Raw genomic sequence first — 25,185 nt, forward strand, 5'->3', positions numbered from 1 at the left:
TCCTGCTGATTTAATTTTTCTACTGGCGTTGTTTTTGTGCTCCTGCTAATATTATTTTTCTCCTGGCGATATTCTTGTGCTCCTGCTGATATTATTTTTCTACTGGCGATATTCTTGTGCTCCTGCTGATAATGACTCCCCTAGTGATATTTACAGCCGATTTTCATCTTATAAGAAAAAGCCCGAATAGCATGGCTATCCGAGCTCTGTCCCTTCTTATTCTTTTTTTCAAACCATCACTTTACAAATATCATTCGTAAACTCTACTGGATCATTGATTGGCAGTCCTTCAATAAGAAGTGCTTGGTTGTACAGCAGGTTTGTATATAATTTCAATTTGTCTTGATCATTTGCAAAGGCATCCTTTAATGCTCCAAATACTTCATGGTCGATGTTGATTTCTAATACTTTATCAGCCTTAATATTTTGATCGTCTGGCATTGCGTTAATGACTTTCTCCATCTCGATTGATATTTCGCCATCAGCCGTAATAACAACTGGATGTGATTTTAATCGTTTGGATGCTCGTACATCTTTTACCTTGTCAGCCAAAATAGTTTTCATTTCTGCAAATAGGTCTTTGTTTTCTGTTTCTGCTTCTTCTTTCTCTTCCTTATTCTCATCTTCAATGCCTAGGTCGCCACTTGAAACAGATTTAAATTCTTTTTCTTTGTAGCTCATTAGCATTTTAATTGCGAACTCATCGATTTCCTCTGTGAAATACAAAATTTCATAGCCTTTATCTGCGACAACCTCTGTTTGTGGAAGCTTATCAATTCGCTCATTGGAATCACCAGTAGCATAATAAATATACTTTTGCTCTTCAGGCATTCTTGATACATATTCCTCTAAGGTAACCATTTTCTTTTCTGTAGAAGAATAGAAGAGAATTAAGTCTTGTAATACTTCTTTATGTTGGCCAAAGTCACTGTATAGTCCGAATTTAAGCTGTTGACCAAATGATTTGTAGAACTTCTCATAGCTATCACGATCATCTCTTAATAAGCTGAGCAATTGGCTCTTAATTTTCTTGCTGATGTTTTTAGCAATAATCTGTAGTTGTCTGTCATGCTGTAGCATTTCTCTAGAAATATTAAGTGACAAGTCTTCTGAATCTACCATCCCTTTAACGAAGCTGAAATAATCTGGAAGCAATTCAGGACTCTTCTCCATGATTAACACACCACTTGAATAAAGCTCTAGACCTTTTTCATATTCACGTGAATAGTAATTGTATGGTGCACTCTCTGGGATGAAAAGAATTGCATTATATCGTACAGTTCCATCAACACTTAGATGAATATGTTTTAATGGCTTATCGAAACCGTAATGCTTTTCATTGTAAAAATTCTCATAGTCCTCATCTGTAAGCTCACTCTTGTTCTTTTTCCAAATCGGAACCATCGTATTGACGGTTTGTTCTTCGACTACCTCTTCATATTCGTCTTCAGAACCTTCTTTAAGCTTACTTTCCGTTACGTCCATTTTAATTGGGTAGCGAATGAAATCGGAATACTTCTTAATGATTTGTTTCAAACGATATTCTTCCAGAAACTCATCATAGTTATCGTCTTCTGTACTTTCTTTAATTTTCAGTGTAATTTCTGTTCCTACTTCATTTTTCTCGGCAGATTCAATTGTATAACCGTCTGAGCCAGTAGACTCCCATTTATACGCTTCATCACTATCGATTGATTTACTTACAACCGTTACAACATCAGACACCATGAACGCCGCATAGAAACCTACACCAAATTGACCAATAATATCATGGCCATCTTTTACTTCATTTTCACTCTTAAATGTATGGGAACCACTTTTCGCAATTACGCCAAGATTACTTTCTAAATCCTCTTTCGTCATCCCAATTCCCGTATCAATGATTTTTAGTGTACGTTCGTCTTTATTTGGGACCACTTTTATGTAGTAATTCTCTTTATTAAAACTTAAATTATCATCGGTTAATGCTCGGTAATAGATTTTGTCGATTGCATCACTTGCATTGGAGATAAGCTCTCTTAGGAATACCTCACGTTGCGTATAGATAGAATTAATCATCATATCTAGTAATTTTTTCGATTCTGCTTGGAACTCTTTTTTCGCCACTGCTATCTCTCCTTCAAATAAGATACTCTCCATTAGCACTCTAAGATCTCGAGTGCTAATCCCTATACTTTAAATACCATAATAATCGCTCCTGTGTCAATTAAATTAACTATTAATGAAATAACAGGGTATCATTAGAAATAGAAAGGTGGGAGAAGCGATGTTAAAAAAGTATTTAGATAAAGCCAACTATGCAGTGGTCTTTACAGGTGCTGGTATGTCAACCGAAAGTGGGTTACCCGATTTCCGTTCATCGAACCAAGGGTTATGGAGGAAAAAGGATCCGAGTAAACTCGCCAGTACAAATGCGCTCAATGAAAATGTGAATGAATTTATTGATTTTTACCGTGAGCGAGTGCTTGGTGTCAAGGAATACAATGCTCACGAAGGACATTATATTTTAGCAGATTGGGAAAGGCGCGGGATTATCCAGTCAATTATCACACAAAATGTCGATGGTTTTCATCAGCAGGCTGGAAGTAAGCGAGTGGCAGAGCTTCATGGTACATTACAAAAGCTCCATTGCCAGAAGAAGCGTTTCAATTTGCATTAACTGAAACGGAAAAAGCAGATTTATTTATTGTTTTAGGTTCTTCTCTAACGGTAACACCAGCAAATCAATTCCCGCTTATCGCTAAAGAAAATGGCGCGAAATTAGTCATTGTTAATCAGGAAAAAACAGAAATGGACCAGTATGCAGACCTTGTTATTCATGACAAAATGATTGGCAGCTTATTAAAAGAACTGGATGGCTAATCTGCCAATCCAGTTCTTTTAAGGATATTTGAAACCTATACCTCTACTTCATCTTCCCAATCAAGCATTCCGCCTGCCATGTTGGTTACATTATAGCCCTCAGCTTCTAGAAACGCACTTGCTCTGCCGCTTCTTGCTCCCGAACGACATACCATGTAATATTGCTTCTCTTTGCTTAGCTCATTTAACCGATCAGGTAACTCTCCTAGAGGAATATGAGTTGCCCCAGGGATTTTCCCTTGTGCCACTTCTTCATCTTCGCGAACATCAATAATATTTAATGACTCTCCGTCATTTAATTTTTTTGCTAATTCTGTTGCTGTAATCTCTTGCATTACTTCTTGCCTCCAGTTATCTTTTCTTGATTTATATAGTAAAACTATATTTGTTTCGAAATGTTTATTGGTTTTATATAAAGTGCAGACTAGTTTAGTGTTTAGGAATCTCAGGCTAGTCGCTCTAGGAATACACTACGCTTTTCGCGGGGAGCTGGTGAGCCTAGGCTCTTCTTCCCACAGAAGTCTCCCTGTATTTCTTCCGCTAGGCTAGTGCAAAAACTAATGAAAACAGTATGACTTACCCACTAACTATCGACGTTGATTGCAGCAAAATACTGGTAACTCATATGTGAATAGCAACTGCTGGCCAGATCAGAAATCACAATTAAAATTAGTCCACACTCTATCTCTGCTGTGACTTAATCAATGCAGTGGTCTTTTGAAATAAACTTAAAGCTAAAAAAATCTATCTACTTTTCACTAACAAATTAACCGCTTCTTGCACGAAATCTTCAGGACTTTTTCCGTTTTCTTCTTCATCACGAATGCTTTGCTCTAAATTTTGAGTGACGATAAGCGCAGCGGTACGATCCAATGCATTTCTAGCCGCTGTTAACTGTGTAATCACATCTTTAACTTCCTTTTCCTCTTCCATCATTCTTAAAGCACCTCTCACTTGCCCTTCGATACGCTTCATTCTGTTAGTCACTTTTTCATTATACTTCATTCTACACTTCTCCCTTATCCCTTGATGTGAAGAACCTAAGTAGTACTTGAAATTATATACAGAAGACGGTACAGGTATGGAAAAGAACCCCTAGTTATAAGAGATTCTTTTCTTTCATCTATAATAGCTATGCCATCCATTTTGGTGGTGTATTTTTATCCCAGAATATCTCGCCAATTTCATGATGTTCCTTGAAACCGTCCTTGCTTAAATGGTAATGGAAATTAAAATAATACCCATCCAATGGACGATTATCACGGCGAACATGGAATCTTGCAACATCCTGTTCATTTAAATGATCGTATACGTGAAAGATTTTTTCTCCGTATCCTTTCGTTGGTTGTTCGGTAATTGCATAATAACGAGACACATCTTCATCTGCATCTTGCATTATCGATTGTAGTGCCATTTCAATATTAGGTAAGATAAATGCAGTAAAATCATCCTCTACATGATCTGCAATTCTAGGTCCGAATTTAGTAATCGTTTGGTCCTTTGCCTTTTCAATTAGGCTATGAATATAGTAATCCCTATCATAAGGGTTGTCCTTATTAAGCCAAGAATCAACTTCCGCTTCTTCCCTTACCTCTGCAGTGGAGGTTGAAACGGCTTCCTCTGCTTTTGATGCAACACTATCCTTACTCTCTTCTGCATCAACTTGCAATAATTCAGTTGGAACATATATGCCTAATGTAGCAACCGTAACTAGGGCTACTAAAATTTTCCTCATCCATAGCTTCATTTTAAAAGTCCCCTTTATTTGTAAGCACTTACTAGAATTTTACCATGTTAGAAATAGATGTCTATCATTTTCTCAATTTTTTACTGAAAATTAATACTTTAGTAATAGGTTTAATCCACTATAATCCTGCTTAATCTATATATGCCATCTTTTCAAAATGCATATACCCTAAATTGAATTGCTAGATTCTCCGGCATGAACTTAAAGACAATAATCAATAATAATATATTAATTATAACATGGGGTTAATGATTTATACCGTACAGACTGCCATTTTTTCGACAATTTGAATTTACATAATCCTTATTGTTTATATTAATGTTACAGATCGTGAAAATTAAGATACAGTTTTCGAAAACAAAAAGGCCTTAATGTAAAGTAGCCCGTATCTGTTCTACTTTTACATGAAGGCCTTTTAGAGTGTCACTCTTATACGGCTAGCTTATTTCCCTAAAATAGCTGGCTCTTTTATTTGAGGTGTTCCATATCTAAAGTACTCTGCTGGAAGTGGAGCACCATACCAAATAATTGCCTTTTCCACTTCTTCTTCTGTCCATGCAACCGGCTCCCAATTCGGGTCAAAAATTAAGTATCCTGCATCACCAAACAATTCAACACGATTTCCGCCAGGCTCAATTACATAAAGGAAATTTGCTTGACTGATACCGTGTTTTCCAGGTCCTGCTTCGATTTGAATGCCATTTTCTACACATAGATCCGATAGATCATTTAAATGTTGCGGATAGCCATACCAATAGCAAACATGGTGTAATCTGCCCTTACCTCCCATTGCATCTCCCAGAAATGCAAGCTCATGTACTAGTGGACTTACACTCAACCATGCAGCACCATCTGTCCCGTCCTTCTTTACTAAATGCTCACGTAAACGAAAACCAAGTTCATCCATCATGAATTGCTTGTTCGACGTTGGATCGTTAGCAAGTAAATTGACGTGATCCAGCCTACGTACTGGAACACCATTTAAAGGACGCTTTTGTGGCCGGTTCTTCAATTTTGTCGTTTGTCCTTCAGGTGCTTGATAATACTCCACATCCCAGAGAATCTCCATATTATGTCCATCTGGTGTGACAAATTGGTATGCATCACCATGACCATGATCTCCATCAATCCATCCTTTGCCATAGCCCGATTTCGTTAAAGCCTCAACACGACGTTCCAAAGCTTGCTTCGAGCTTGCCCGCCAGCCAACATGTCCTAAGCCTGGTTGTTTTCCTTCCGTCACCTTCAGAGTATGATGATAAAAATCCTCATACGCACGTAAGTATACAGATTGACCTTCTCTTTTCGTTTCACTCATCCCCAGTAACTCTTTGAAGAACCATAGTGTTTTGTCAGGCTCCGGTGTAAAAATCTCCACATGTGCTAATTGCGCGACATCAAAAATTTGTTCTTTCTCCATTGTAATTCCTCCCCTGTATAAATTACAAAACCATTTCGTAATCGCTTACATTTTATCTTTTAAAGCTAATTACCGATTTAATAATTCCGTACTAATTACATTAGAAAACGGGTTACTAATCTATGATGGTTTCCAGCAACAACTATAACATGTTCTTCACACTATAAATTCACTTCAGAGTTATCCGTCTGTGGAATTTATATGGCTGAATGATCCTTACTTAATCTCATTATATGAGAATAAATATTAGAAAAAAGACGGCAGTTCCTCTATGCGGAACCAATACACAAAAGTTTTAATTTAGTAAAAGTAATAATAAAAACTGTGCTTTCAACTGTCCGACGGTAATCTAACAATTGAAAGCACAGTTAAATTCTTACTGCGTGACACCAGATTTGCTGTATTGCAGTAGTATTAGAGATTATTTCAACCCGCTTGAAGAACCGTTATTTCTCAGCATCAATGAACAACTAAGAATTAAAATTGCGTAGGTAATGAAGCCGACTTCACGCAGATCAAAATAGAATCCAGATGCCATGAATAACTCAAAACCAATTCCACCTGCTCCTGCAGCTGCTCCCATCGCTACAGCAACACCGAAATTTATCTCGAAGCGTAAGAAGACCCATGACTCATTTGTTATTATTTATCGCTATTGATTCAAGCTGCGAAGTAGGCGCAAGGTTGATTTCCACTGCGGACATAAGGGATGTATTGCTGCCTCATCTTATATTGGGATAGATAAATAGTAGCAAACGCACTAGCGGAAGAAATACACGAAGACTCCTCGAAAATAAAGTCCCTTTTGTCTAATTGCGATGTAACGTTACCAAAGCTTTCCCTGTCCTGCGGGAAGAAGAGCCTAGGTGAGACTTCGCAGCGCAACAGCACAAGAAGGCTCACCAGTTCACCGGGGAAAGCGTAGTGTATTTCTGCAGCCACAGTCAAAGACGCAATATCATCTTAAGTCAGTTCACAGTTTATTTTCTCATTGCATAAGCCCAAAAAAAGGAAAATAAATAACTTAGGGCGAATGATATACATTAAGAAAGAATATCAGAGGGGTGAGGAGCTGGGAAAATGAATCGATTAAATTTAATAACTTTAGGGGTAAAGGACATGGTAGAGTCACTTAAGTTTTACCGGGATGGGCTTAGATTTCAAGTAGTTGTACATGGAGAAGAAACGAATCCAGATGTTATTTTCTTCAATAATGATGGTACAAAAATTTCACTGTTTCCGATTGAACACTTAGTTAAGGACATCAGTGAAGAAAATCCACCAGTTGTTGCAGATGGATTTGGTGGCATTGCACTCGCCTATAACGGCAAATCTAAAGAAGAAGTCGATGAAGTGTTTGCGTTAGCAGAAAAAGCTGGTGCTAAAATCGTTAAGAAACCTGAAACGGTATTCTGGGGTGGCTATAGTGGATACTTTCAGGATCCCAATGGATTCTACTGGGAGGTTGCATTTGGAGAAGACTGGGCATTCGATGAGAATGACATGCTAATTGTAAGCAATAATTAATCTGTTCATAAAGAAGTGTCATTACTAGGCAACTATCATATAAATGAGGTAAATGATGCTAAAAGGGTGACACGATGACACTTTGGATTGACATTTCAGTTAGTAATCATCAACTAAAGCTTTATGATGCAAGTACACTGCTTAAAACATATCCAATTGCAGTTGGAAAAATATTGACAGTTACACCTACAGGAAATTACATGATTGTTAACAAGGAGGAAAATCCCGGAGGACCATTTGGTGTATTGTGGATGGGTTTATCAAAGCAGCATTACGGGATACACGGTACGAATGATCCTTCCTCAATCGGCAAATCTGTTTCACATGGCTGTATCAGAATGTATAACGATGATGTGGTAGAATTATCAAACATGGTTCCACTTGGTACAAATGTCTACATTCATTCTTAATTTTTTCATTTGAATGGTTTAAACAGGTGAACAGCTCCTAATCTGTTCGCCTGTCTGTTGTGCACAGCTTCTCCTAGAAAGCTACGTTAGCTCCTGAAGCGATACCTAATATCTGTTTAATAAAGCTTCGTTCCATATGCTAATAACCGCTCCCTTTCCTTCAGCATAAAAGGCTCTATCCACCTATTCTTTATTTACTAACATCCAGGTAGAATATTCGATTATAATTAGATTATTGAAATAGGAGGAGGGGAATGGATTGTCTTCTGCTTTAAAAAGTGAAAAGGGAAAGAAATCAAAATGGAGAGTAGCAGGTTGGATTGTTGGATCTATCATCGCTATCTGGCTTATTATCTATCTATTTCCTGTTACCGAAAATAAAGCACTACATAAATTTAACCGCGATAAACCGCTAGTCATCGCTCATGGAGGTGGAAATGATTTAGCACCATCAAATACATTGGCAGCTTTTACAAATGCCTATGCACTTGGAGTCGATGTCATTGAATTCGATATCCATATGACAGAGGATGGCCACTTAGTATCGATCCATGATCCAACGGTTGATCGAACGACGAATGGTACTGGAAGAGTCAATGAGATGAAACTAGCGGAGATTCAATCCTTAGATGCAGCGGCAAACTTTCAGAACTTAGATGGCGAGTATAGCTACCGTGGCAAAGGTGTTTATATACCGACTGTCAACGATATTTTTGCAATAATCAATGACCCAGATATGCTATACACCATAGAAATTAAGGATTCCAATGATCCCAAGCTTTACCGCGATATGTGTCAATCATTATGGAGCGTTATTCAGGATTATGGATTAGAGGAAAACGTGATTATCGCATCCTTTGATCAGGAAATTGTAGATATGGTTACCGATGTCTCCGGTGGTAAGGCTCTTGTTAGTGGGGGACGACAGGAAATTACGAAATTCGTTGTTTTTCATAAATTATTCCTTAATGGATTGTACAAGCAAAACGTACATGCACTGCAAATTCCAACAGAGGATAGCAATATCAACCTGCAAGATCGAAAATTAATTCGTGGTGCAGAGCATCGTGGCATGGATGTTCATTACTGGACCATCAATGACAAAGAAACGATGCAAGAATTAATTAATCTTGGTGCAGATGGTATTATGACCGATAGACCTGATCTGTTAATCGATCTGTTGAAAGATTGATTTGCAAAAACTTATTTTATTAACCCCTGCTACTTTTTAACTAGCTTTGACTACTAGCTTTGTGAAAGTAATGATAGTATACCTAACTCTATAAATAGTTTAGGAAAATGGTAGCGCAAATTATTTGATTTATTAAAAAACTTTTACACCAATGTAATCTAGCATTAATGAACATAGATTATAATAAAAGGGTACCAAAAATGTTAGGAGAGGTGATCATGTTGAAACTAAAAAAATTAACAATTGCAACAATGGGGGCAATCCTTTCTACAGGTCTATTGTTTGGATGTGCTGCTGACGAAGAAGATCCAGAAACAGAGGATCCCGCAACTGAAGAACCAGCATCAGGAGAACCAACAGAAGATAACACAGATGATGGTACGGAAGAAGAAGCGCCTGAAGATGGTGCGGAGGACGAAGAAGGTACTGAAGGTTAATAATTATCATTTATGAATTTAGAAGCCTCCACTAATCTAAGTGGAGGCTTTAATAATGAATAATTTATCTAAATGAGAGAAGGAAGGGTCAGACGTATCTAAATTAATTAATCAATGCTTGCAAAGGAGCAGCAATTCTCCCGCCTCGTTTAATGAATTTTTCCGAGCTATATGGATTTACACCCATCACAGGTGCACGGCCAAGCAGACCACCAAACTCTACCATTTCTCCCTCTTCCTTTCCAGGAACAGGGATTACTCGTACTGCGGTTGTCTTTTTATTAATCATGCCAATGGCTGCTTCGTCCGCTATAATGCCAGAGAGGGTTGCAGGAGTAACGTCACCAGTCAGGGCAATCATATCCAAGCCAACGGAGCAGACACAGGTCATTGCCTCTAATTTCGGGAGGGTTAACGAGTTTTCCATAATTCCTCGAATCATCCCATTATCCTCACTAACTGGAATAAACGCCCCGCTTAATCCGCCGACAAATGAGCTTGCCATTGCTCCACCTTTTTTCACTGCATCATTCATTAATGCTAGCGCAGCGATTGTTCCATGTGTGCCGACACGCTCAAGACCAATCTCTTCCAGTATTTCTGCCACACTATCATTCATTGCATTTGTTGGTGCTAAAGATAAATCAACAATTCCAAATGGAAGATTGAGGCGTTCCGCTACTACACGACCAATTAGTTCCCCTGCCCTAGTAATCTTGAAAGCTGTTTTCTTAATAATCTCGGATATGTCGCTAAGATTAGCATCATCATGTCGTTTCAGTGCGCTTAACACGACTCCTGGTCCACTAACACCTACATTAATGACAGCTTCTCCTTCACCAGTACCATGGAATGCCCCAGCCATAAATGGATTATCTTCTACCGGATTACAGAAGACGACTAGCTTTGCACAAGCGAGACCATTTTGATCCTTCGTTCTTTCCGCCGCTTCTTTAATAATCATCCCCATTTTTGCAACAGCATCCATGTTAATACCTGCTCTCGTTGTCCCAATTGAAACCGAAGCACAAACACGCTCCGTAACACTTAAAGCTTCTGGTAGTGCATCGAGTAATGTTTCATCACCCTTTGTCATGCCTTTATGAACGAGCGCAGAATAGCCGCCAATAAAATCTACCCCTAGTTCTAGTGCCGCTTTATCAAGTGTTTTTGCTATTTCAATTGCTTGTTCCTTTGTAGCCTTTCCCAAAATTTCAGCAATTGGTGTTATCGAAATTCGTTTATTAATAATCGGGATGCCATATTCTCGTTCTACCGCTTCCGCAACAGCTTTTAATTCCCCTGCATAATGGGTGATTTTGTTATATATGTTTTGATTAAGATTATCAAAATCCGCATCCGCACAGTCATAAAGACTAATTCCCATTGTAACGGTTCGAATATCTAAATTCTCCATCTGGATCATTCTTATTGTTTCGATCATTTCATTATGTGCAATATTCATTCTAAACCCTCCTAATTCTTATACACGATGCATCGCTTGAAAAATTTCCTCAAGTTGAATATTTATTTTTAAACCAAGTGCATCCCCTAAATGATTAAACTGATCCTGCAACCGGTCGAGATTGTCTCTTCCCGCAACATCAACAAGCATCATCATCGTAAAGAAGTCTTGAAGGATTGTTTGGCTGATATCCAGAATATTAATCTGATTATCTGCCAATATATTTGTTACCTTTGCAATGATCCCTACTTGGTCCTTGCCAATTACACTAACAACTGCATGTCTTTCCGTCATCATGATCACCTCATATAAGATTTTTAAAATGGCTGTTTCTAAATTTCATTGATATATACTGAGGATTAGCTATAGGATAACAATTGCTTACTGGCCTACCGCAGCGAAAATACATTACGCTTTCCGCGGGGGGCTGGTGAGCCTTCCTCTCGCAGGACAGGGAAAGCTTTGGTAACGTTACATCGCAATCAGACAAATAGCCCTTTATTTTCGAGGAGTCTTCGTGTATTTTCTCCGCTAGAATGGAGTGAGAAAAATATATTATTAATTCACATAGCTGTTTATTGGAGCGGAAGACAGTAGACTCTTTAAAATAAAGCAACATTCTCTAACGAAGATGCATTACCACCAAAGCTTTTTTCTTACAGTAACCCAAACCGTGAAAAAAGCTGTTCAGGTAGGGAGTCATCATCGCAACTAGTTCGCAGTTTATATAAATACCAACAAACAACAGAAACAACCGATAAACTAAAAACCGAGATTGGAATCGATCCAATCTCGGCAGATGCAAGAATAACATACAAAAAATATGTATACGTTACTCTTCCGTCCTTTTGCCTGAGATTGTGAATCCTTCGGCGCCGCAAAATTGCGATCTCTTCAGAAGCTGCTCCCATTATAGTTTTATCCATAATGTTCATCGCGTATTTAATTAAAAAGATAGAATAATCTTAGCAATTAACAATAAAATGGTCAATAGGAGATTTCTAGATTCGTATCAGCGGTGCATCCGGACAATGTATTTCAGCCGTCCGGTATTATGTTTATTTTTCATTAACTTCAATATCTTCCTCTTCTTGCAAAGGTTGCTCAGGTTCTCCCACTTCTACAGGTCCCTCTGGGTCATCCTCAATAAACGCTGGTGGATTAGGCGGTGCTGAAGTATTATTGCTAATTCTAACCTCTACTGTATAAGTCATTGGTACAAATTCATTAAATGTGCTCATACCAACCACCGTCCCCTTTACTTCCGGTGCATAAACAAACTTGACAATATATTTAATATTAGCACCTTTTGATTGATATTCCTCATAAAATAATCTTGGCAATTCACCTTCTAATTGTCCACGAAAGTCCTGTAAATACGGTCTTCCTAACGAATAAGTAACTGTAACATTCTTATTATCTTTTTCCGTTAACTTTGTATCTGCTGCAACAGATTGTGAAATAAGTGTTCCATAAGAAGTTTCCGCACTATATACCTGTTTAACTGTCACATTTAAATCCGGATAATTGGTAGCAGCTTCCTCAGCAGTCAGTCCCCAAAAATTGGGAACTACTGTGGCTTTACCTACAGATACAACAACTTTCATTTTGTCCCTTTTCGCGATTTTTCCGTCTGCGGCTTCACTTTGACTAATAATATTTCCTGCTTCGATACTGTCAGAGTCCGCCTCTTCATATGTCATCTCAATTTCATTCGTTTCTACCCATTTCTCCACTTCAGCTTTGGCAGTTCCTGTAAAGTCAGGTATCGTGATATTCTTTTCGAAGACTTCTTTCCCTTTTGAATAATAAACAGCAGCACTGTCTTTACGTCGGTATTCTGATTCATTAATTCCACTGTCCTTTATGGTAAGCTTAATAAATGAACCTTCTTCAATATCATCACTGTACTCCGTTACCATCTGCAGGTTCTCTGCTTTATTTTCATCTATCCAGCTTTCTGCTTCCACTTGACTCATCTCTGAAAAATCAGCAAGTGGAATAACTTCTTCTGGATCAGGACCTAAACTGCTCATTAATTGGAGTGTCTTCCCTTTGCGTATTTTGTCTCCAGCAGGTACACCCTGAGAAATAATCTGATTTGCATCATGCTCCATATTATATTCTTGTTCTAATTCAACCTCTACATCATTTTCCTTCGCCCAGGCGCGAGCTTCCGCAACAGGCTTGTCCACAAAATCTTCAAGCTTAACATGAACAAGCATATAATAAATGAAGAAAATCAACATACAAGCTAAGACGGCTCCTGAAATAATCAGCCACATCCGGCGTCTCTTTTTTCTCTGGTAGTCCAAATCAATCTCTACTTCTTCTTCCGCATCCTGTCGACGACTGCTTCTAGAGGAGATAGGATCTGACTTAAGCGGGGTATCACGCTCAGGTACTATTTCTTCCATTTCCGCAGCAGAAGCAAGACTCTCCTGCTTTTGCTGCGGTTCTGTTTCTTCCTTGTTCTCCGTTTTCTTATCTTTTCCATCTTTTATTTTTTTGTCCTCTTGCTCATCCACCAGGTCATGGTACTTGTCTTTGTTGAATTTTGATAAAAAATCACTCATAGGAAGACAGTACACCCTTTCTCAAATGGAAAGCCTGATCAGACTGTAAAGCAATTTCATTGGAGTGCGTCACCACAATGACACATTTCTCGTGTTCATGTGCCAATTTTTTAAAGATATCAATGATTTCCTGCTCCATCTCTTCATCAAGGTTTCCCGTTGGCTCATCGGCAAGAATTAACTCCACATTAGTTGCCAGCGCCCGGGCAATAGCCACACGCTGCTGCTCTCCCCCAGAAAGCTTATTAACGAAACGATCCGCTTTGCTTTTTCCAATACCGATGAAATCTAGTAAATTATAAGCCACCGTCTTTGAATCTTCCGGAATTTCATTTTCCGTAATCGACATCGGAACGAGTACATTTTCCACAGCTGTAAAGGTCGGGATTAAATTATAGCTTTGAAAAATAATACCGACATTATTACGGCGGTACTTTTCATAGCCAATTTTCTTAATGTCTTCTTCGTTAAATGATACTGTTCCACTTTGTGGCGAATCCAAGGCACTGAGTAATGATAACAAGGTTGTTTTCCCTGAACCAGACTGCCCTAAGATTGCATAAAACTTACCCTTCTCAAACGAGACAGATGTATCTTTTAAGATATAACGACGCTGCTCGCCATCTTGATAATAATAATTTAAATCTTTCGCTTCTAATATCATAATCTCACCTCTCTATTATTTCGTGTTCAAAAGGGAGGATGAAAAGGACCGAGAAGTTCGAGGCGGCGAAGTTTTGAGCAGCGGAACGTATGCAGTTAATACGTGAGCAGCGCAAAAACGAGCCAACGAAGAAATTCGATGTGTCATTTTCACCGGACTTTTTGAACTTCCTCTCTATCACATCAGTATTTTCTTCGGATTAAGCCTTACAATATAAATTAGCGGAATAACCGTTGAAATTAAAATCGTTAACAGACCGATTCCATAGAAACCTAGAATATAGCTTGAATTAAGGTTTACCTCATAGGAATCTAAGACATCTTCTGTCGTTAAATTTGTTTGCTGAATCTCACTATAATACATAACACCTTCATCAGACATATTACTATCCGCTTTCATCAGCGTATCAGATACCTGTCCAGCCAATAAGTTTCCGCTGAATAAGGATAAAGTGATACCAATTACCGCAACAACCATTACTTCGATTAGTATTTGCCCGACAACACGGCCCCGTCGTTCTCCTAAGGATAAGTAAATACCCAATTCACGTTTACGATCCCGGAGGAACAGTAAAACTACTAAACCAGTAATCAGCACGGTTGCAATTACTGCAGCTATCAGAACATATTTTGATAAATTGGACATCGACTCTATCGGACCTGCAATGCTGTCATATTGATCCGAAGCATTGATTACTGTATAAAATTCCGGCAGCAACGGAGTTACCTCTTCCTCAAATGCTTCACTATCTTCCCGGTTATTTAAGACAAACAATGGTGTGTAATATTCAAAAGTTTGCTCTTCCCCCTCCATCGCTGCTGCAAATTCCGCATCCGTTTTCATGTATTCTTCCATATTATATTTATTTTCACTTGCAATAATCGCATTTGGAACATAGACCGTATTTTGATACTCAATGTCCATCCAATCAAACATACCGCCATCTGAACTTTCTCCCTGATCTTCTTTAATTGATTGGGGCTCAAATAACCCAATGATTTCCAGTACGACATCACGAGAAGTCGCAAGTTCCTCTTCGCCGGTCTCTTCATCATATGTATAGACCGCGTTGGTCAATGTAAAGGTATCTCCAACATGAAGATTATTTTTATCTGCTAATTTTTTCGAAATAATGGCAACAGAGGTACCATTATCGACTTCTTCTTGGGTGAAAACGCGGCCATCAACTAATTTTCCCTTCTGTTCTTCAAAATCAATCACAGGAGCATAGTTAATTCCTTTCAGCCTATAGTCCATGCTCGGACCTGTCATAGCAACTTCATCTTCCATTCCTTCACCCTGATAACTCTCAATACTCTCCGATCCCAGATAGGTAGACATACTGTAATCAAAATATTTCACATAGGAAAGCTCACCAATTTGTTTAATCAAATCAACGCCTATGTCCTCGAACTCCATTACTCCCAATTCTTCTTCACTCAGTGCATTTATTTTTTCATGATCCATCTCTACTGTTGCGGCAGTTCCCAGCCGTTCTTTAATGCTCGATTCCACATTACCAGTTGCTTGTTGAATAGAAAACGCACCTGATATTAAATTTCCTAAGATAAAAATTACCGCTAATAAAATTAATGATTTCCCTTTTTTTCTTGTAATACCTAAAAATCCTCGTTTAATAAAATTCATTACAAACCCCCTCACTAAAATCATCATACTCCCAATTTTCAAATATTTCTACCATGAATAAATTATATATTATAGTTAACTATTATCCAAGTGTATTTTTGGGTACAATCCCTCATCTCAATCTATTTTTATCATTGTTGTACTTGTTTAACAATAATGGATTAATTCAGATGTTACCACCGATTTCGATGATTGGAAGAAGATTGATGCATCTTCGAAAAACCAGATCGAAATATTACAGGGGGAACATCGGGGGGACCATCAAATATATAAAGAATTTAACCTTTGATAAGAAAGCAGGCTACTACTTTAAAGTGCCAAACAGTCAATGTTTTTTGACGAAGGAAAGTACTCGTATCAACTAAAATGAGACAATCGCCCAGTAACTTCCCTAGGCATCTGCATACCATATAAAGAATGTTCAAAGGTCTTATCATTACGACATTTCGAACTTCTTAGTATTTACGATTCAAAAGTTGTTTTCTAAAAGATCAACACTTTACCAGGTAAGGAAAAATATCTTTAAACAATTAAAAATAGAAATGAGGGTTACTTAGTGGATAATCAAGTACAAGGTCAGGATACGTTTCAAACGCAAGAGTCTTTTGGAATGCAAGAAGGTACTGACATGGAGGCTCAGGAAGGATATTGGGATGAAGAATACTATAGAAGACCGTTTCATGGAGGATTCCATGGCGGATTTGGCAGAAGACCATTCTACGGATTTCACGGTGGATTCGGCGTGCCATTCCTTGGTGGATTTGCAGGAGGTTTATTAGCTAGTACACTTTTTACCCCATATGGATACGGATACTATCCACCATACCCGTACCCGCCGTATTATTATTACTAACTCTTTTTATAAGGAGCAGTCCATCCGTGATTGCTCCTTAGTTTTTACATGCCTCCAAGATATGCTTGCCTGATTTCTTCACTTGCCTGCAGCTTCTCTGCAGTTCCTGAAGTAATCACAGATCCCGTTTCAATTACATATGCCCTTGTCGCAATGGATAACGCCATATGCGCATTTTGTTCGACTAATAATATGGTTGTTCCATCTCGATTAATTTCCTCAATAATATTGAAAATCGTCTTTACTAACAATGGTGCTAATCCCATTGATGGTTCGTCTAGAAGAAGCAGCTTTGGTTTTGCCATCAGCGCTCTCCCCATTGCAAGCATTTGTTGCTCTCCCCCAGACAGTGTCCCAGACAATTGCTTCTTCCGCTCAAATAATCTTGGAAACAATTCAAACACTTTCTCAAAATCCACGCGAATCCTCTTCGTATCCTTTCGTAAGTAAGCTCCAAGCTCTAGATTTTCCTCTACGGTCATATTAGCAAACACACGGCGTCCCTCAGGTACATGGGAAATGCCTGCCTTTACGATTGTTTGAGCTTGTTTTCCAGCAATTGATTTATTGTGGTATTCAATTTTCCCCTTCTTCGGTTTTAGTAAGCCAGACAGTGTCTTTAATAATGTACTCTTACCTGCTCCGTTTGCACCAATTAATGTTACAATCTCCCCTTCATTTACGTTTAAAGAAACACCTTTCAATGCTTTAATACTTCCATAATAGACATCGATTTCCTCGACCTTAAGCATGATTGCTAACGACCTCCTCACCGAGATACGCTTCAATTACCTTGGGATGATTTCGCACTTCATTTGGTGTCCCTTCTGCAATAAGCAGACCATGATCGAGTACCGAGATACGCTCACATATTCCCATTACTAGCTTCATATCATGCTCGATTAGGAGAATGGTCAAATTAAATTGTTCTCGAATAAAGGAAATTAACTCCATCAATTCTTTTGTTTCCTTAGGATTCATACCTGCCGCTGGTTCATCGAGTAAGAGTAATTCCGGACCAGCTGCAAGTGCCCGCGCAATCTCTAACCTTCTCTGCTCGCCATATGGTAGATTCTTTGCCTTTTCATCCTTCACCTTATCCAATTGAAAAATTTTGAGGAAATCAATTGCCTTCGCTTCCATCTCCTGCTCTCCGATAAAGTGCTTTTGCAAACGAAAAATAGAACTTAGTATAGAATGACTTGCTAACGAATGATATGCGACCTTTACATTATCTAATACGGACTGCTCATTGAAGAGACGGACATTTTGGAAGGTACGGCTTATCCCTTTGCGTGTCACCTTATATGGTGCAAGTCCGTTAATTCTTTCATCATTAAATGTTATTTCACCCTCTGTTGGCGTATACACCCCAGTTAATAGATTGAAGACCGTTGTTTTTCCAGCGCCATTTGGTCCAATTAGCCCTATCAACTCCCCCGGATAGAGCTCCAGATTAAAGCCAGCCACTGCCTTTAATCCACCGAAACTAATCCCAACTTGACTGACATTTAGTATCGGCTTAGCCTCCATACTGATTCCCTCCCTTTACCCTTCCCCATTTTCCGAAGTAATCCGTTATTTCTCGTGTTCCCATCAATCCTTGTGGACGATAAAGCATGACCATAACAAGTACTAGGCTATAAATTATCATCCGTGTCTCGGGAAGCCCTTGGAGAAAAGTGGATACAATTGTTAGTAAAATTGCGGAAACAACTGCACCAGATAAACTTCCTAACCCGCCCAATACAACAAAAATCAAAATATCAAAGGATTTCAAAAAACCAAAGTTCACCGGTTGTATGATATAGAAATTATGCGCATATAAACCTCCCGCAATCCCGGCAAAAAAGGATCCGATTACAAACGCTGCAACTTTATAATAGGTTGTATTTATTCCCATTGCATCTGCAGCAATTTCATTTTCACGAATGGAAATACACGCACGACCATGTCTCGAATTTGTAAAATTTGCGATGACAACAATCGTGAGGATTAAGCAAAGAAAGGATGTTGTCCATGTCGTTGCATGAGTAACTTGCATTCCTGCCGCTCCACCAACATAATCAATATTTAAAAAAATGATCCGAATGATTTCAGCAAAACCAAGTGTGGCAATTGCTAAATAATCCCCGCGCAGACGTAAGCTAGGAACACCAACAACTAATCCTGCTAAAGCTGCAACAATTCCTCCAGCTATTAACGCAACGGAAAAAGGCATGCCAAGCTTCATCGTCATTATCGCCGATATATATGCACCAAGCGCTAGAAATCCTGCATGACCAATTGAGAATTGCCCTGTAATCCCAATTACTAAATGCAGGCTCACAGCTAGAATAATATTAATACAAATAAAGATGAGGGTATTTGTATAAAACGGATTTAACATTGCGGTCGAAATGAGCAGTTGAATAATACCGTAGAACACAAATGCTAGTACGATAGAAAACCAAAATGTATTCACTTTTTTCAACATGATAGCACCTACACTTTCTCCTTCGAATTTTTCCCAAAGATGCCTGAAGGTCTAAAGATGAGGATTAAAATTAAAATAATAAATGCTGCTGCATCTCTCCATAAGGAAAGTCCAAGCGCACTTACAACCGTTTCTACAATTCCTAATACAAATCCACCAATAACTGCTCCGGGAATAATGCCGATTCCACCTAAAACTGCGGCAATAAAAGCCTTTAGTCCGGGAATGATTCCCATCAGAGGTTCAATTTTTGTATAGTAAACACCAAAGATTACCCCTGCAGCCCCTGCAAGTGCAGAACCAATTGCAAACGTAGCAGAAATCGTATTATTTACGTTAATCCCCATTAATTTTGCTGCATCTGGATCAAATGAAACAGCCCGCATTGCTTTGCCAATCTTCGTTCGATGGACAATAAATTGCAGGATTATCATAAGTACGACAGAAACCAAAAGAATGAGGAGTGATTGACTGCTAATTTGTACACCAAATATATCAAATGATCGGTTTGGCAATACATTCGGATATGCCTCCGGTTGTGCACCACGAATATAGATAACGACATATTGAATTAATAAGGAGACCCCAATTGCTGTAATCAAAGCCGCAATTCTTGTAGAGCTTCGCAGCCGTTTATACGCAATACGTTCAATCAACACACCGAACACCGCACAAACCGCCATTGATAAGATAAGCGCTGGAAAAAATCCAAGTCCCCAAAATGCAATTGCATAAAATCCTGTAAACGAGCCAATCATAAATACTTCACCATGGGCGAAATTAATTAGCTTAATAATTCCATATACCATGGTATACCCAAGGGCAATTAATGCATAAATACTGCCGAGTGATATCCCATTAAAAAGCTGCTGTAGCCATTCCATCGTTTCTCACCCCTATAAATCATGAGTTTAAAAATGGGAGAAGCATCCTTCTCCCATTCACAAAAATTATTTATTGTTAAACTTAAATAAATGCAAGCATTTTTACTTTTCATTTATTACGGATTAATTTTTGTTTTAAAAACTTGCTCCCCATCAACATATTCTAGGATTGTTGCCGATTTAATTGGATTATGATCCTTATCAATCGTAACAACTCCTGAAACTAGCTTAATATCCTTCGTTTCTTCTAGTGCGTCTTTTATTGCAGTAGAATCTGTACTTCCTGCACGCTCGATTGCATCAGCTAATAAGTAGACAGAATCATAGCCAAGTGCATGGAAGGCGTTTGGGGATGCTCCATCATATTCTTCTTTATATCTAGTTACAAAATTTTGAATGGTTTCATCTGGATCTTCTGATGAATAGTGGTTCGTAATAAATGTATTATTTAATGCATCAGCACCAGCCAACTCTACAAGTGTAGGAGAGTCCCAACCATCTGCCCCCATAAGAGGAACCTCAATTCCCATTTCCCGGGCTTGTTTAATAATTAATCCTACCTCTTCATAATATCCAGGAATAAAAATGAATTCTGGATCTGCAGACTGAATACGAGTTAACGTCGAACGAAAGTCGGTATCCTTGGCAACATAAGCCTCTTCTGCCACAATCGTTCCACCTGCTGCTTCAAACGTTTCCTTGAAAGCCGTACCTAATCCTTTCGCATAATCACTCGCATTATCTGCTAAAATGGCAGCGTTTTTAATCCCTAACTCATCGATTGCAAAATTTGCTGCTACGGTTCCTTGGAACGGATCAATATAGGATGTACGGAAAACAAATTCATTCAATGTTCCATCATCCTGAATCGTCACATTTGGACTCGTTCCAGAAGGAGAAAGCAGTATCGTCTCCGTATCATTTGCAATTTGCGCCTGGGCTAATGTATTCCCACTCGTTGCAGCACCAATTATTGCAGTAACCTTATCTTGACTCGTTAATTTAATTGCCGCATTCGTTGCTTCTGCTGCATCTGATTTATTATCAACTTTAGTCACCTTTATTTGTTTCCCATCAATTCCACCAGCTTCGTTTATCTCCTCAACAGCTAGCTCGATCCCTTCTGTATCTGACTGCCCATAAGATGCAACCGCCCCAGACAGCTCCATATTCACACCAATATGAACTGTATCTCCGCCACCATCACCAGAAGCACCTGAACCTCCTGTACCACAAGCAGCAAGTATCATTCCAAGAAAACTTAAGGCGAAAAGAACATTTATTACGTTCTTATTCATGACTAAATTCCCCCTCCTACATTATCTTTTCCAGATATTCATATCATGCTGCTTCTCTATTTATGCACTATTCTGACTAATTATCTGAAAATAGAACATTTACTAATTATTTCATTAATTTATAATATTATAAATCTAAATAGATAGTTAGTCCAGCTATTTCTGTCATTTAATTTTGCAGTATATGTTGCTCGATTGATATAAAATGTGGACTAGTTAGGTGCTCTCTAGCCTATCGCTCCGAAAATACACCTCAAGCACCTTAGGGGCTGGTGCAAATTTTACAATTTTTATTGAAAATCTTACTATACAGTTGAAATAGCACTTCCGCTCACATAGCCGTTTTTCTTTGCTGTAGTTCACTAAACCCAACACCAGAATTATCAGAATTGCACAACTTAAAATTTTCCATTGACTTAATCAAATTTTGAATCTATTATTAGATTTAAATCTTAAGAAAATTACATAGTAATACATCATTTCTTATCAAGAGAGACTGAGGGATAGGCCCGATGACGTCTCGGCAACAGGTTCTTTTTAGAATACTGTGCCAATTCCTACAAATGCTTCGGCATTTGAAAGATGAGAAAAAGATGGCTTCTAATAAATAGAATCCCTCTTTTCTTATCTGCATAAGAAAAGGGGATTTTTTCGTTTTATCTCAATAATATTCAGGGGGAACAACAAATGATTGAATTTAAGGATGTATCCAAGACCTTTACTTTAGGCAAGCGAGAAGTACATGCGGTTAAAAATGTTTCCCTTACGATCAATAAGGGAGAAATTTTTGGGATAATCGGTTTTAGTGGTGCTGGTAAAAGTACCTTGTTACGCCTCGTAAACATGTTAGAACGGCCTTCATCTGGTTCTGTGCTGATCCAAGATATTGATGTAAGCAAATTATCAGCAAAGGATTTACGAACCAGGCGCAGGAATATTGGGATGATCTTTCAAAACTTTAATCTATTCAATTCTCGTACCGTTGCAGGAAACATTGCCTATCCATTAAAATTAGCCGGTGCATCTAAGAAGGAAATAAATGCACGAGTAACGGAATTACTAAATTTTGTCGGATTAGCTGAGAAAGCAAAAGATTATCCAGACCAATTATCCGGTGGGCAAAAACAGCGTGTTGGGATTGCCCGAGCACTTGCAACATCTCCAGATATTCTAATCTGTGACGAAGCAACTTCTGCATTGGATCCGGAGACTACTGCCGACATTCTAAAACTATTAAAAAAGGTTAACAAAGACTTAGGGATTACAATTTTATTAATAACCCATGAAATGCATGTCATCCAGTCTATTTGCGATAAAGTGGCAGTTATGGAGGATGGGGAAGTAATCGAATCTGGTAATGTTTTCGAGACATTCACAGATCCACAGCATACAACCACACAGCGTTTCATTCGCTCGGTTCAACAAGATCTGCCATCTGAAACAATATTAAAAGAATGGCATGCAAGTGGTGGTGGTACATTGTATCGCGTCATTTTTAAAGGGGAAATCACAAATAACCCTGTTTTATCAACGGTAACAAGAAAGCATGATGTTGATTTCAATATCGTTTATGGTTCTGTAAGGGAATTACAAGAAAGATTGTTTGGTAATTTAATCGTCTCATTCATTGGCGAACAGAAACAGATTGATATCGTACGAAATGAACTGAAAACATTAGTAGATATAGAGGAGGTCATTGTCAATGAACGTTGATTGGTCCACATTCTGGCCACGAATAGTAGAAGCAACCGGGGAAACACTAATCATGGTAGTTGCCACACTCATTTTTGGCTCTATTATTGGTATCACCATTGGCCTATTAGTCTATGTAACTAGAGAAAATAACATTTTAGAAAACAAGATTGTCTTTCAAATCTTAAACGTCATTATAAATATCATTCGACCGGTACCATTTATTATCTTCTTAGTAGCCATCTCTCCACTAACGAGAATGGTTGTTGGGACGTCAATCGGAACTGCGGCAGCTATTTTCCCAATGACGATTGTAGCAAGCTTTACCGTTGCCCGTGTCGTTGAGAATAACTTAGTTAGTATCGATCCCGGCGTTATCGAAGCGGCACAAGCAATGGGAGCAAGCCCATTACGCATTATCTTTACCGTTCTAATTCCGGAAGCACTTGGTCCACTTGTTTTAGGACTTACGTTTGTTTCCATCAGTCTCATCGACTTCTCAGCTGTTGCAGGTACTGTCGGCGGAGGAGGACTCGGGCATATCGCAATGACATACGGTTACCAAAGATTTGATACAAGTGTCATGGTCGTTACCGTCATCATCCTAATCGTGCTAGTACAGCTCGCACAGTGGCTCGGCAACACCCTATCAAGGAAAATCATGCGTCGATAAAGACCAAACAGATATGAGAGCGCACGTGCCATTCGCTCTGGAAATACACTTCGCTTTCCGCGGGCGGCTGGTGAGCCTCCTCGTGCTACGCACTTCGTAGTCTCACCGAGGCCTTTCCTCCCGCAGGAGTCTTCGTGTATTTCCTACGCTGGGATTGCGCATTTACAAAAATGTTTATCCACTCCTTCATAAGAGGGAATGTATTGCGCTCTTACGGCCGTTGATTGTAGTGTAGACAGGAGACTCCTGCTTGGTTCAGCTCGAACCCACGGATAACGACTGTCCTTCGCCGCAATCAGCTCATGCGCCTAGTTCGCAGTTTAACTAATTAGCAACAAAATATACGTAATTAACCTATTGTAAATACAAATAAAAGGAGCAATTTAAAGATGAAAAAGTTATGGATTTTAGGCTTAGCGCTTATTACAGTTTTAGTGCTTGCTGCTTGTGGCAGCAATGATTCAAGTGACGGAAAATCAATTAAAGTAACAATCGGTGTTAACGGGTCTGATGGTGCACAGTGGCCAATTCTAAAAGAAAAAGCTGCAGAAGAAGGAATTGAAATTGAACTTGTGGAATTTGCCGATTACACATTACCAAATAATGCATTAGCACAAGGTGAAGTTGACCTAAATGCATTTCAGCATTTTTCTTTCCTTTCCCAATATGTAAATGAAAGCGGAGAGGACATTGTCCCAATCGGCTCGACCATGTTCGCACCTTTAGGCGTTTATTCTGAAAAAATTGAAGATATTTCTGAGTTGAAGGAAGGCGATAAGATTGCTATTCCAGATGATCCTTCTAACCAAGCTCGAGCGCTTCGCCTTCTGGAAAGTGCTGATTTAATAACACTTGCAGATGATTTCGGATTATTCGGTGACCCGAGTAAAATTACCGATAATCCACTAAATCTAGAAATTATTCCGATGACAGCACAACAAACACCACGTGTATTACCAGATGTTGCAGCTGCCATTATTAATAACGGAATTGCTGGTCAAGCAGGATTCTCTCCAGGCGAGGACCCAATTTATAAAGAATCTGCCGAAGATGAAAGCATTTATCCTTATGTCAACCTAATCGCTGCACGTGGCGAAGATAAAGATAATGAAACCTACAAACGAATTGTCGAACTATACCAAGAGGAAGATATTGAAAAAGCAGTGGAAGAAGATACCAAAGGTGGTTCATACTTAATCAAATTAACACAAGAAGAAATGGATAAAGCAATGGAAGACTCACAACAATAAGAGCAAAGTGGAAGCGACCATTTGTGCTGTGTACGGACTGCGCTCCGTTGTTTAGGGAGGTTCAACTTTTCGAACATTGCTTCGTAGGATATAGGAAACATGCCCTTGCAAT

General features: G+C 38.8%; 23 protein-coding genes, 2 pseudogenes and 2 riboswitches. Of the genes and pseudogenes, 9 read left to right on the forward strand and 16 right to left on the reverse strand.

Going from position 1 to position 25,185, the window contains the following annotated elements:
* Positions 1-228: 228 nt before the first annotated feature.
* Positions 229-2,106: a molecular chaperone HtpG gene (gene htpG / locus CWR45_RS13420; RefSeq protein WP_115750379.1), complete on the reverse strand. Its 1,878-nt coding sequence runs from the start codon at positions 2,104-2,106 to the stop codon at positions 229-231.
* Positions 2,107-2,266: 160 nt separating this feature from the next.
* Here htpG and CWR45_RS13425 point away from each other — a divergent pair.
* A pseudogene (locus CWR45_RS13425) lies at positions 2,267-2,862 on the forward strand (Sir2 family NAD-dependent protein deacetylase).
* Positions 2,863-2,897: 35 nt separating this feature from the next.
* Here CWR45_RS13425 and CWR45_RS13430 read toward each other — a convergent pair.
* From CWR45_RS13430 to CWR45_RS13450, 5 genes and pseudogenes are all read right to left on the reverse strand, one after another.
* Positions 2,898-3,197: a rhodanese-like domain-containing protein gene (locus tag CWR45_RS13430; protein WP_115750380.1), complete on the reverse strand. Its 300-nt coding sequence runs from the start codon at positions 3,195-3,197 to the stop codon at positions 2,898-2,900.
* Between the two features lie 409 nt (positions 3,198-3,606).
* The gene (locus CWR45_RS13435; RefSeq protein WP_115750381.1) at positions 3,607-3,867 is read right to left on the reverse strand and encodes a metal-sensitive transcriptional regulator; all 261 of its coding nucleotides are present in this window, start codon (positions 3,865-3,867) and stop codon (positions 3,607-3,609) included.
* Between the two features lie 127 nt (positions 3,868-3,994).
* Complete coding sequence (locus tag CWR45_RS13440) at positions 3,995-4,609, reverse strand: YpjP family protein (protein ID WP_115750382.1); 615 nt, start codon at positions 4,607-4,609, stop codon at positions 3,995-3,997.
* Positions 4,610-5,051: 442 nt separating this feature from the next.
* The gene (locus tag CWR45_RS13445; RefSeq protein WP_115750383.1) at positions 5,052-6,029 is read right to left on the reverse strand and encodes a catechol 2,3-dioxygenase; all 978 of its coding nucleotides are present in this window, start codon (positions 6,027-6,029) and stop codon (positions 5,052-5,054) included.
* A gap of 421 nt (positions 6,030-6,450) precedes the next feature.
* Positions 6,451-6,660: pseudogene (locus CWR45_RS13450) on the reverse strand (hypothetical protein); the annotation flags it as partial.
* A 449-nt stretch (positions 6,661-7,109) separates the two neighbouring features.
* On the opposite strand from CWR45_RS13450, the gene CWR45_RS13455 reads away from it, so the two are divergent.
* The 4 genes from CWR45_RS13455 (at position 7,110) to CWR45_RS13470 (ending at position 9,595) form a co-directional block, all read left to right on the forward strand.
* Positions 7,110-7,556, forward strand: coding sequence for a VOC family protein (locus tag CWR45_RS13455; protein ID WP_115750384.1), 447 nt, complete (start codon positions 7,110-7,112; stop codon positions 7,554-7,556).
* A gap of 74 nt (positions 7,557-7,630) precedes the next feature.
* Positions 7,631-7,966 carry a L,D-transpeptidase gene (locus tag CWR45_RS13460; RefSeq protein WP_115750385.1) on the forward strand — a complete coding sequence of 112 codons (336 nt, stop codon included), beginning with the start codon at positions 7,631-7,633 and terminating at the stop codon, positions 7,964-7,966.
* Between the two features lie 259 nt (positions 7,967-8,225).
* Positions 8,226-9,158, forward strand: coding sequence for a glycerophosphodiester phosphodiesterase family protein (locus CWR45_RS13465; RefSeq protein WP_115750386.1), 933 nt, complete (start codon positions 8,226-8,228; stop codon positions 9,156-9,158).
* A 218-nt stretch (positions 9,159-9,376) separates the two neighbouring features.
* A complete protein-coding gene (locus tag CWR45_RS13470; RefSeq protein ID WP_115750387.1) occupies positions 9,377-9,595 on the forward strand; it encodes a hypothetical protein in 219 nt (72 codons plus the stop codon).
* A 103-nt stretch (positions 9,596-9,698) separates the two neighbouring features.
* On the opposite strand, the gene CWR45_RS13475 is transcribed toward CWR45_RS13470, so the two are convergent.
* The 5 genes from CWR45_RS13475 to CWR45_RS13495 form a co-directional block, all read right to left on the reverse strand.
* Positions 9,699-11,060 carry a PFL family protein gene (locus tag CWR45_RS13475; RefSeq protein ID WP_115750388.1) on the reverse strand — a complete coding sequence of 454 codons (1,362 nt, stop codon included), beginning with the start codon at positions 11,058-11,060 and terminating at the stop codon, positions 9,699-9,701.
* Between the two features lie 18 nt (positions 11,061-11,078).
* The gene (locus tag CWR45_RS13480) at positions 11,079-11,354 is read right to left on the reverse strand and encodes an ACT domain-containing protein (RefSeq protein WP_115750389.1); all 276 of its coding nucleotides are present in this window, start codon (positions 11,352-11,354) and stop codon (positions 11,079-11,081) included.
* Between the two features lie 536 nt (positions 11,355-11,890).
* Positions 11,891-11,968: riboswitch (glycine riboswitch) on the reverse strand.
* 150 nt (positions 11,969-12,118) lie between these two features.
* The gene (locus tag CWR45_RS13485; RefSeq protein ID WP_115750390.1) at positions 12,119-13,636 is read right to left on the reverse strand and encodes a PASTA domain-containing protein; all 1,518 of its coding nucleotides are present in this window, start codon (positions 13,634-13,636) and stop codon (positions 12,119-12,121) included.
* Complete coding sequence (locus tag CWR45_RS13490; RefSeq protein ID WP_211315971.1) at positions 13,629-14,300, reverse strand: ABC transporter ATP-binding protein; 672 nt, start codon at positions 14,298-14,300, stop codon at positions 13,629-13,631. Before CWR45_RS13490 ends, CWR45_RS13485 begins: the two co-directional genes overlap by 8 nt.
* Before the next feature lie 177 nt (positions 14,301-14,477).
* Entirely contained in the window at positions 14,478-15,947 is a 1,470-nt protein-coding gene (locus tag CWR45_RS13495; protein WP_115750392.1) for an ABC transporter permease, read from the reverse strand.
* Between the two features lie 556 nt (positions 15,948-16,503).
* Here CWR45_RS13495 and CWR45_RS13500 point away from each other — a divergent pair.
* Positions 16,504-16,800, forward strand: coding sequence for a hypothetical protein (locus CWR45_RS13500; protein WP_425453631.1), 297 nt, complete (start codon positions 16,504-16,506; stop codon positions 16,798-16,800).
* 44 nt (positions 16,801-16,844) lie between these two features.
* Here the strand turns inward: CWR45_RS13500 and CWR45_RS13505 are convergent, their stop codons facing one another.
* From CWR45_RS13505 to CWR45_RS13525, 5 genes are all read right to left on the reverse strand, one after another.
* A complete protein-coding gene (locus CWR45_RS13505; protein WP_115750393.1) occupies positions 16,845-17,552 on the reverse strand; it encodes an ABC transporter ATP-binding protein in 708 nt (235 codons plus the stop codon).
* The gene (locus CWR45_RS13510; RefSeq protein ID WP_115750394.1) at positions 17,545-18,333 is read right to left on the reverse strand and encodes an ABC transporter ATP-binding protein; all 789 of its coding nucleotides are present in this window, start codon (positions 18,331-18,333) and stop codon (positions 17,545-17,547) included. Before CWR45_RS13510 ends, CWR45_RS13505 begins: the two co-directional genes overlap by 8 nt.
* Positions 18,323-19,276 carry a branched-chain amino acid ABC transporter permease gene (locus tag CWR45_RS13515; RefSeq protein WP_115750395.1) on the reverse strand — a complete coding sequence of 318 codons (954 nt, stop codon included), beginning with the start codon at positions 19,274-19,276 and terminating at the stop codon, positions 18,323-18,325. The genes CWR45_RS13510 and CWR45_RS13515 overlap by 11 nt, the downstream gene beginning before the upstream one ends.
* 8 nt (positions 19,277-19,284) lie before the next feature.
* Complete coding sequence (locus tag CWR45_RS13520; RefSeq protein WP_115750396.1) at positions 19,285-20,160, reverse strand: branched-chain amino acid ABC transporter permease; 876 nt, start codon at positions 20,158-20,160, stop codon at positions 19,285-19,287.
* Between the two features lie 116 nt (positions 20,161-20,276).
* Positions 20,277-21,458, reverse strand: coding sequence for an ABC transporter substrate-binding protein (locus CWR45_RS13525; protein ID WP_115750397.1), 1,182 nt, complete (start codon positions 21,456-21,458; stop codon positions 20,277-20,279).
* 480 nt (positions 21,459-21,938) lie between these two features.
* A riboswitch (SAM riboswitch) is annotated at positions 21,939-22,047 on the forward strand.
* A 98-nt stretch (positions 22,048-22,145) separates the two neighbouring features.
* Between CWR45_RS13525 and CWR45_RS13530 the strand changes: the two genes are divergently transcribed.
* The 3 genes from CWR45_RS13530 (at position 22,146) to CWR45_RS13540 (ending at position 25,073) form a co-directional block, all read left to right on the forward strand.
* The gene (locus tag CWR45_RS13530; RefSeq protein WP_115750398.1) at positions 22,146-23,171 is read left to right on the forward strand and encodes a methionine ABC transporter ATP-binding protein; all 1,026 of its coding nucleotides are present in this window, start codon (positions 22,146-22,148) and stop codon (positions 23,169-23,171) included.
* Positions 23,161-23,823 carry a methionine ABC transporter permease gene (locus CWR45_RS13535; RefSeq protein WP_115750399.1) on the forward strand — a complete coding sequence of 221 codons (663 nt, stop codon included), beginning with the start codon at positions 23,161-23,163 and terminating at the stop codon, positions 23,821-23,823. The genes CWR45_RS13530 and CWR45_RS13535 overlap by 11 nt, the downstream gene beginning before the upstream one ends.
* A gap of 389 nt (positions 23,824-24,212) precedes the next feature.
* Positions 24,213-25,073, forward strand: a complete 861-nt coding sequence (locus CWR45_RS13540) for a MetQ/NlpA family ABC transporter substrate-binding protein (RefSeq protein WP_115750400.1) — start codon at positions 24,213-24,215, stop codon at positions 25,071-25,073.
* Positions 25,074-25,185 lie beyond the last annotated feature (112 nt).

Source organism: Oceanobacillus chungangensis (genome assembly GCF_003369565.1).
Lineage (GTDB): Bacteria > Bacillota > Bacilli > Bacillales > Amphibacillaceae > Oceanobacillus > Oceanobacillus chungangensis.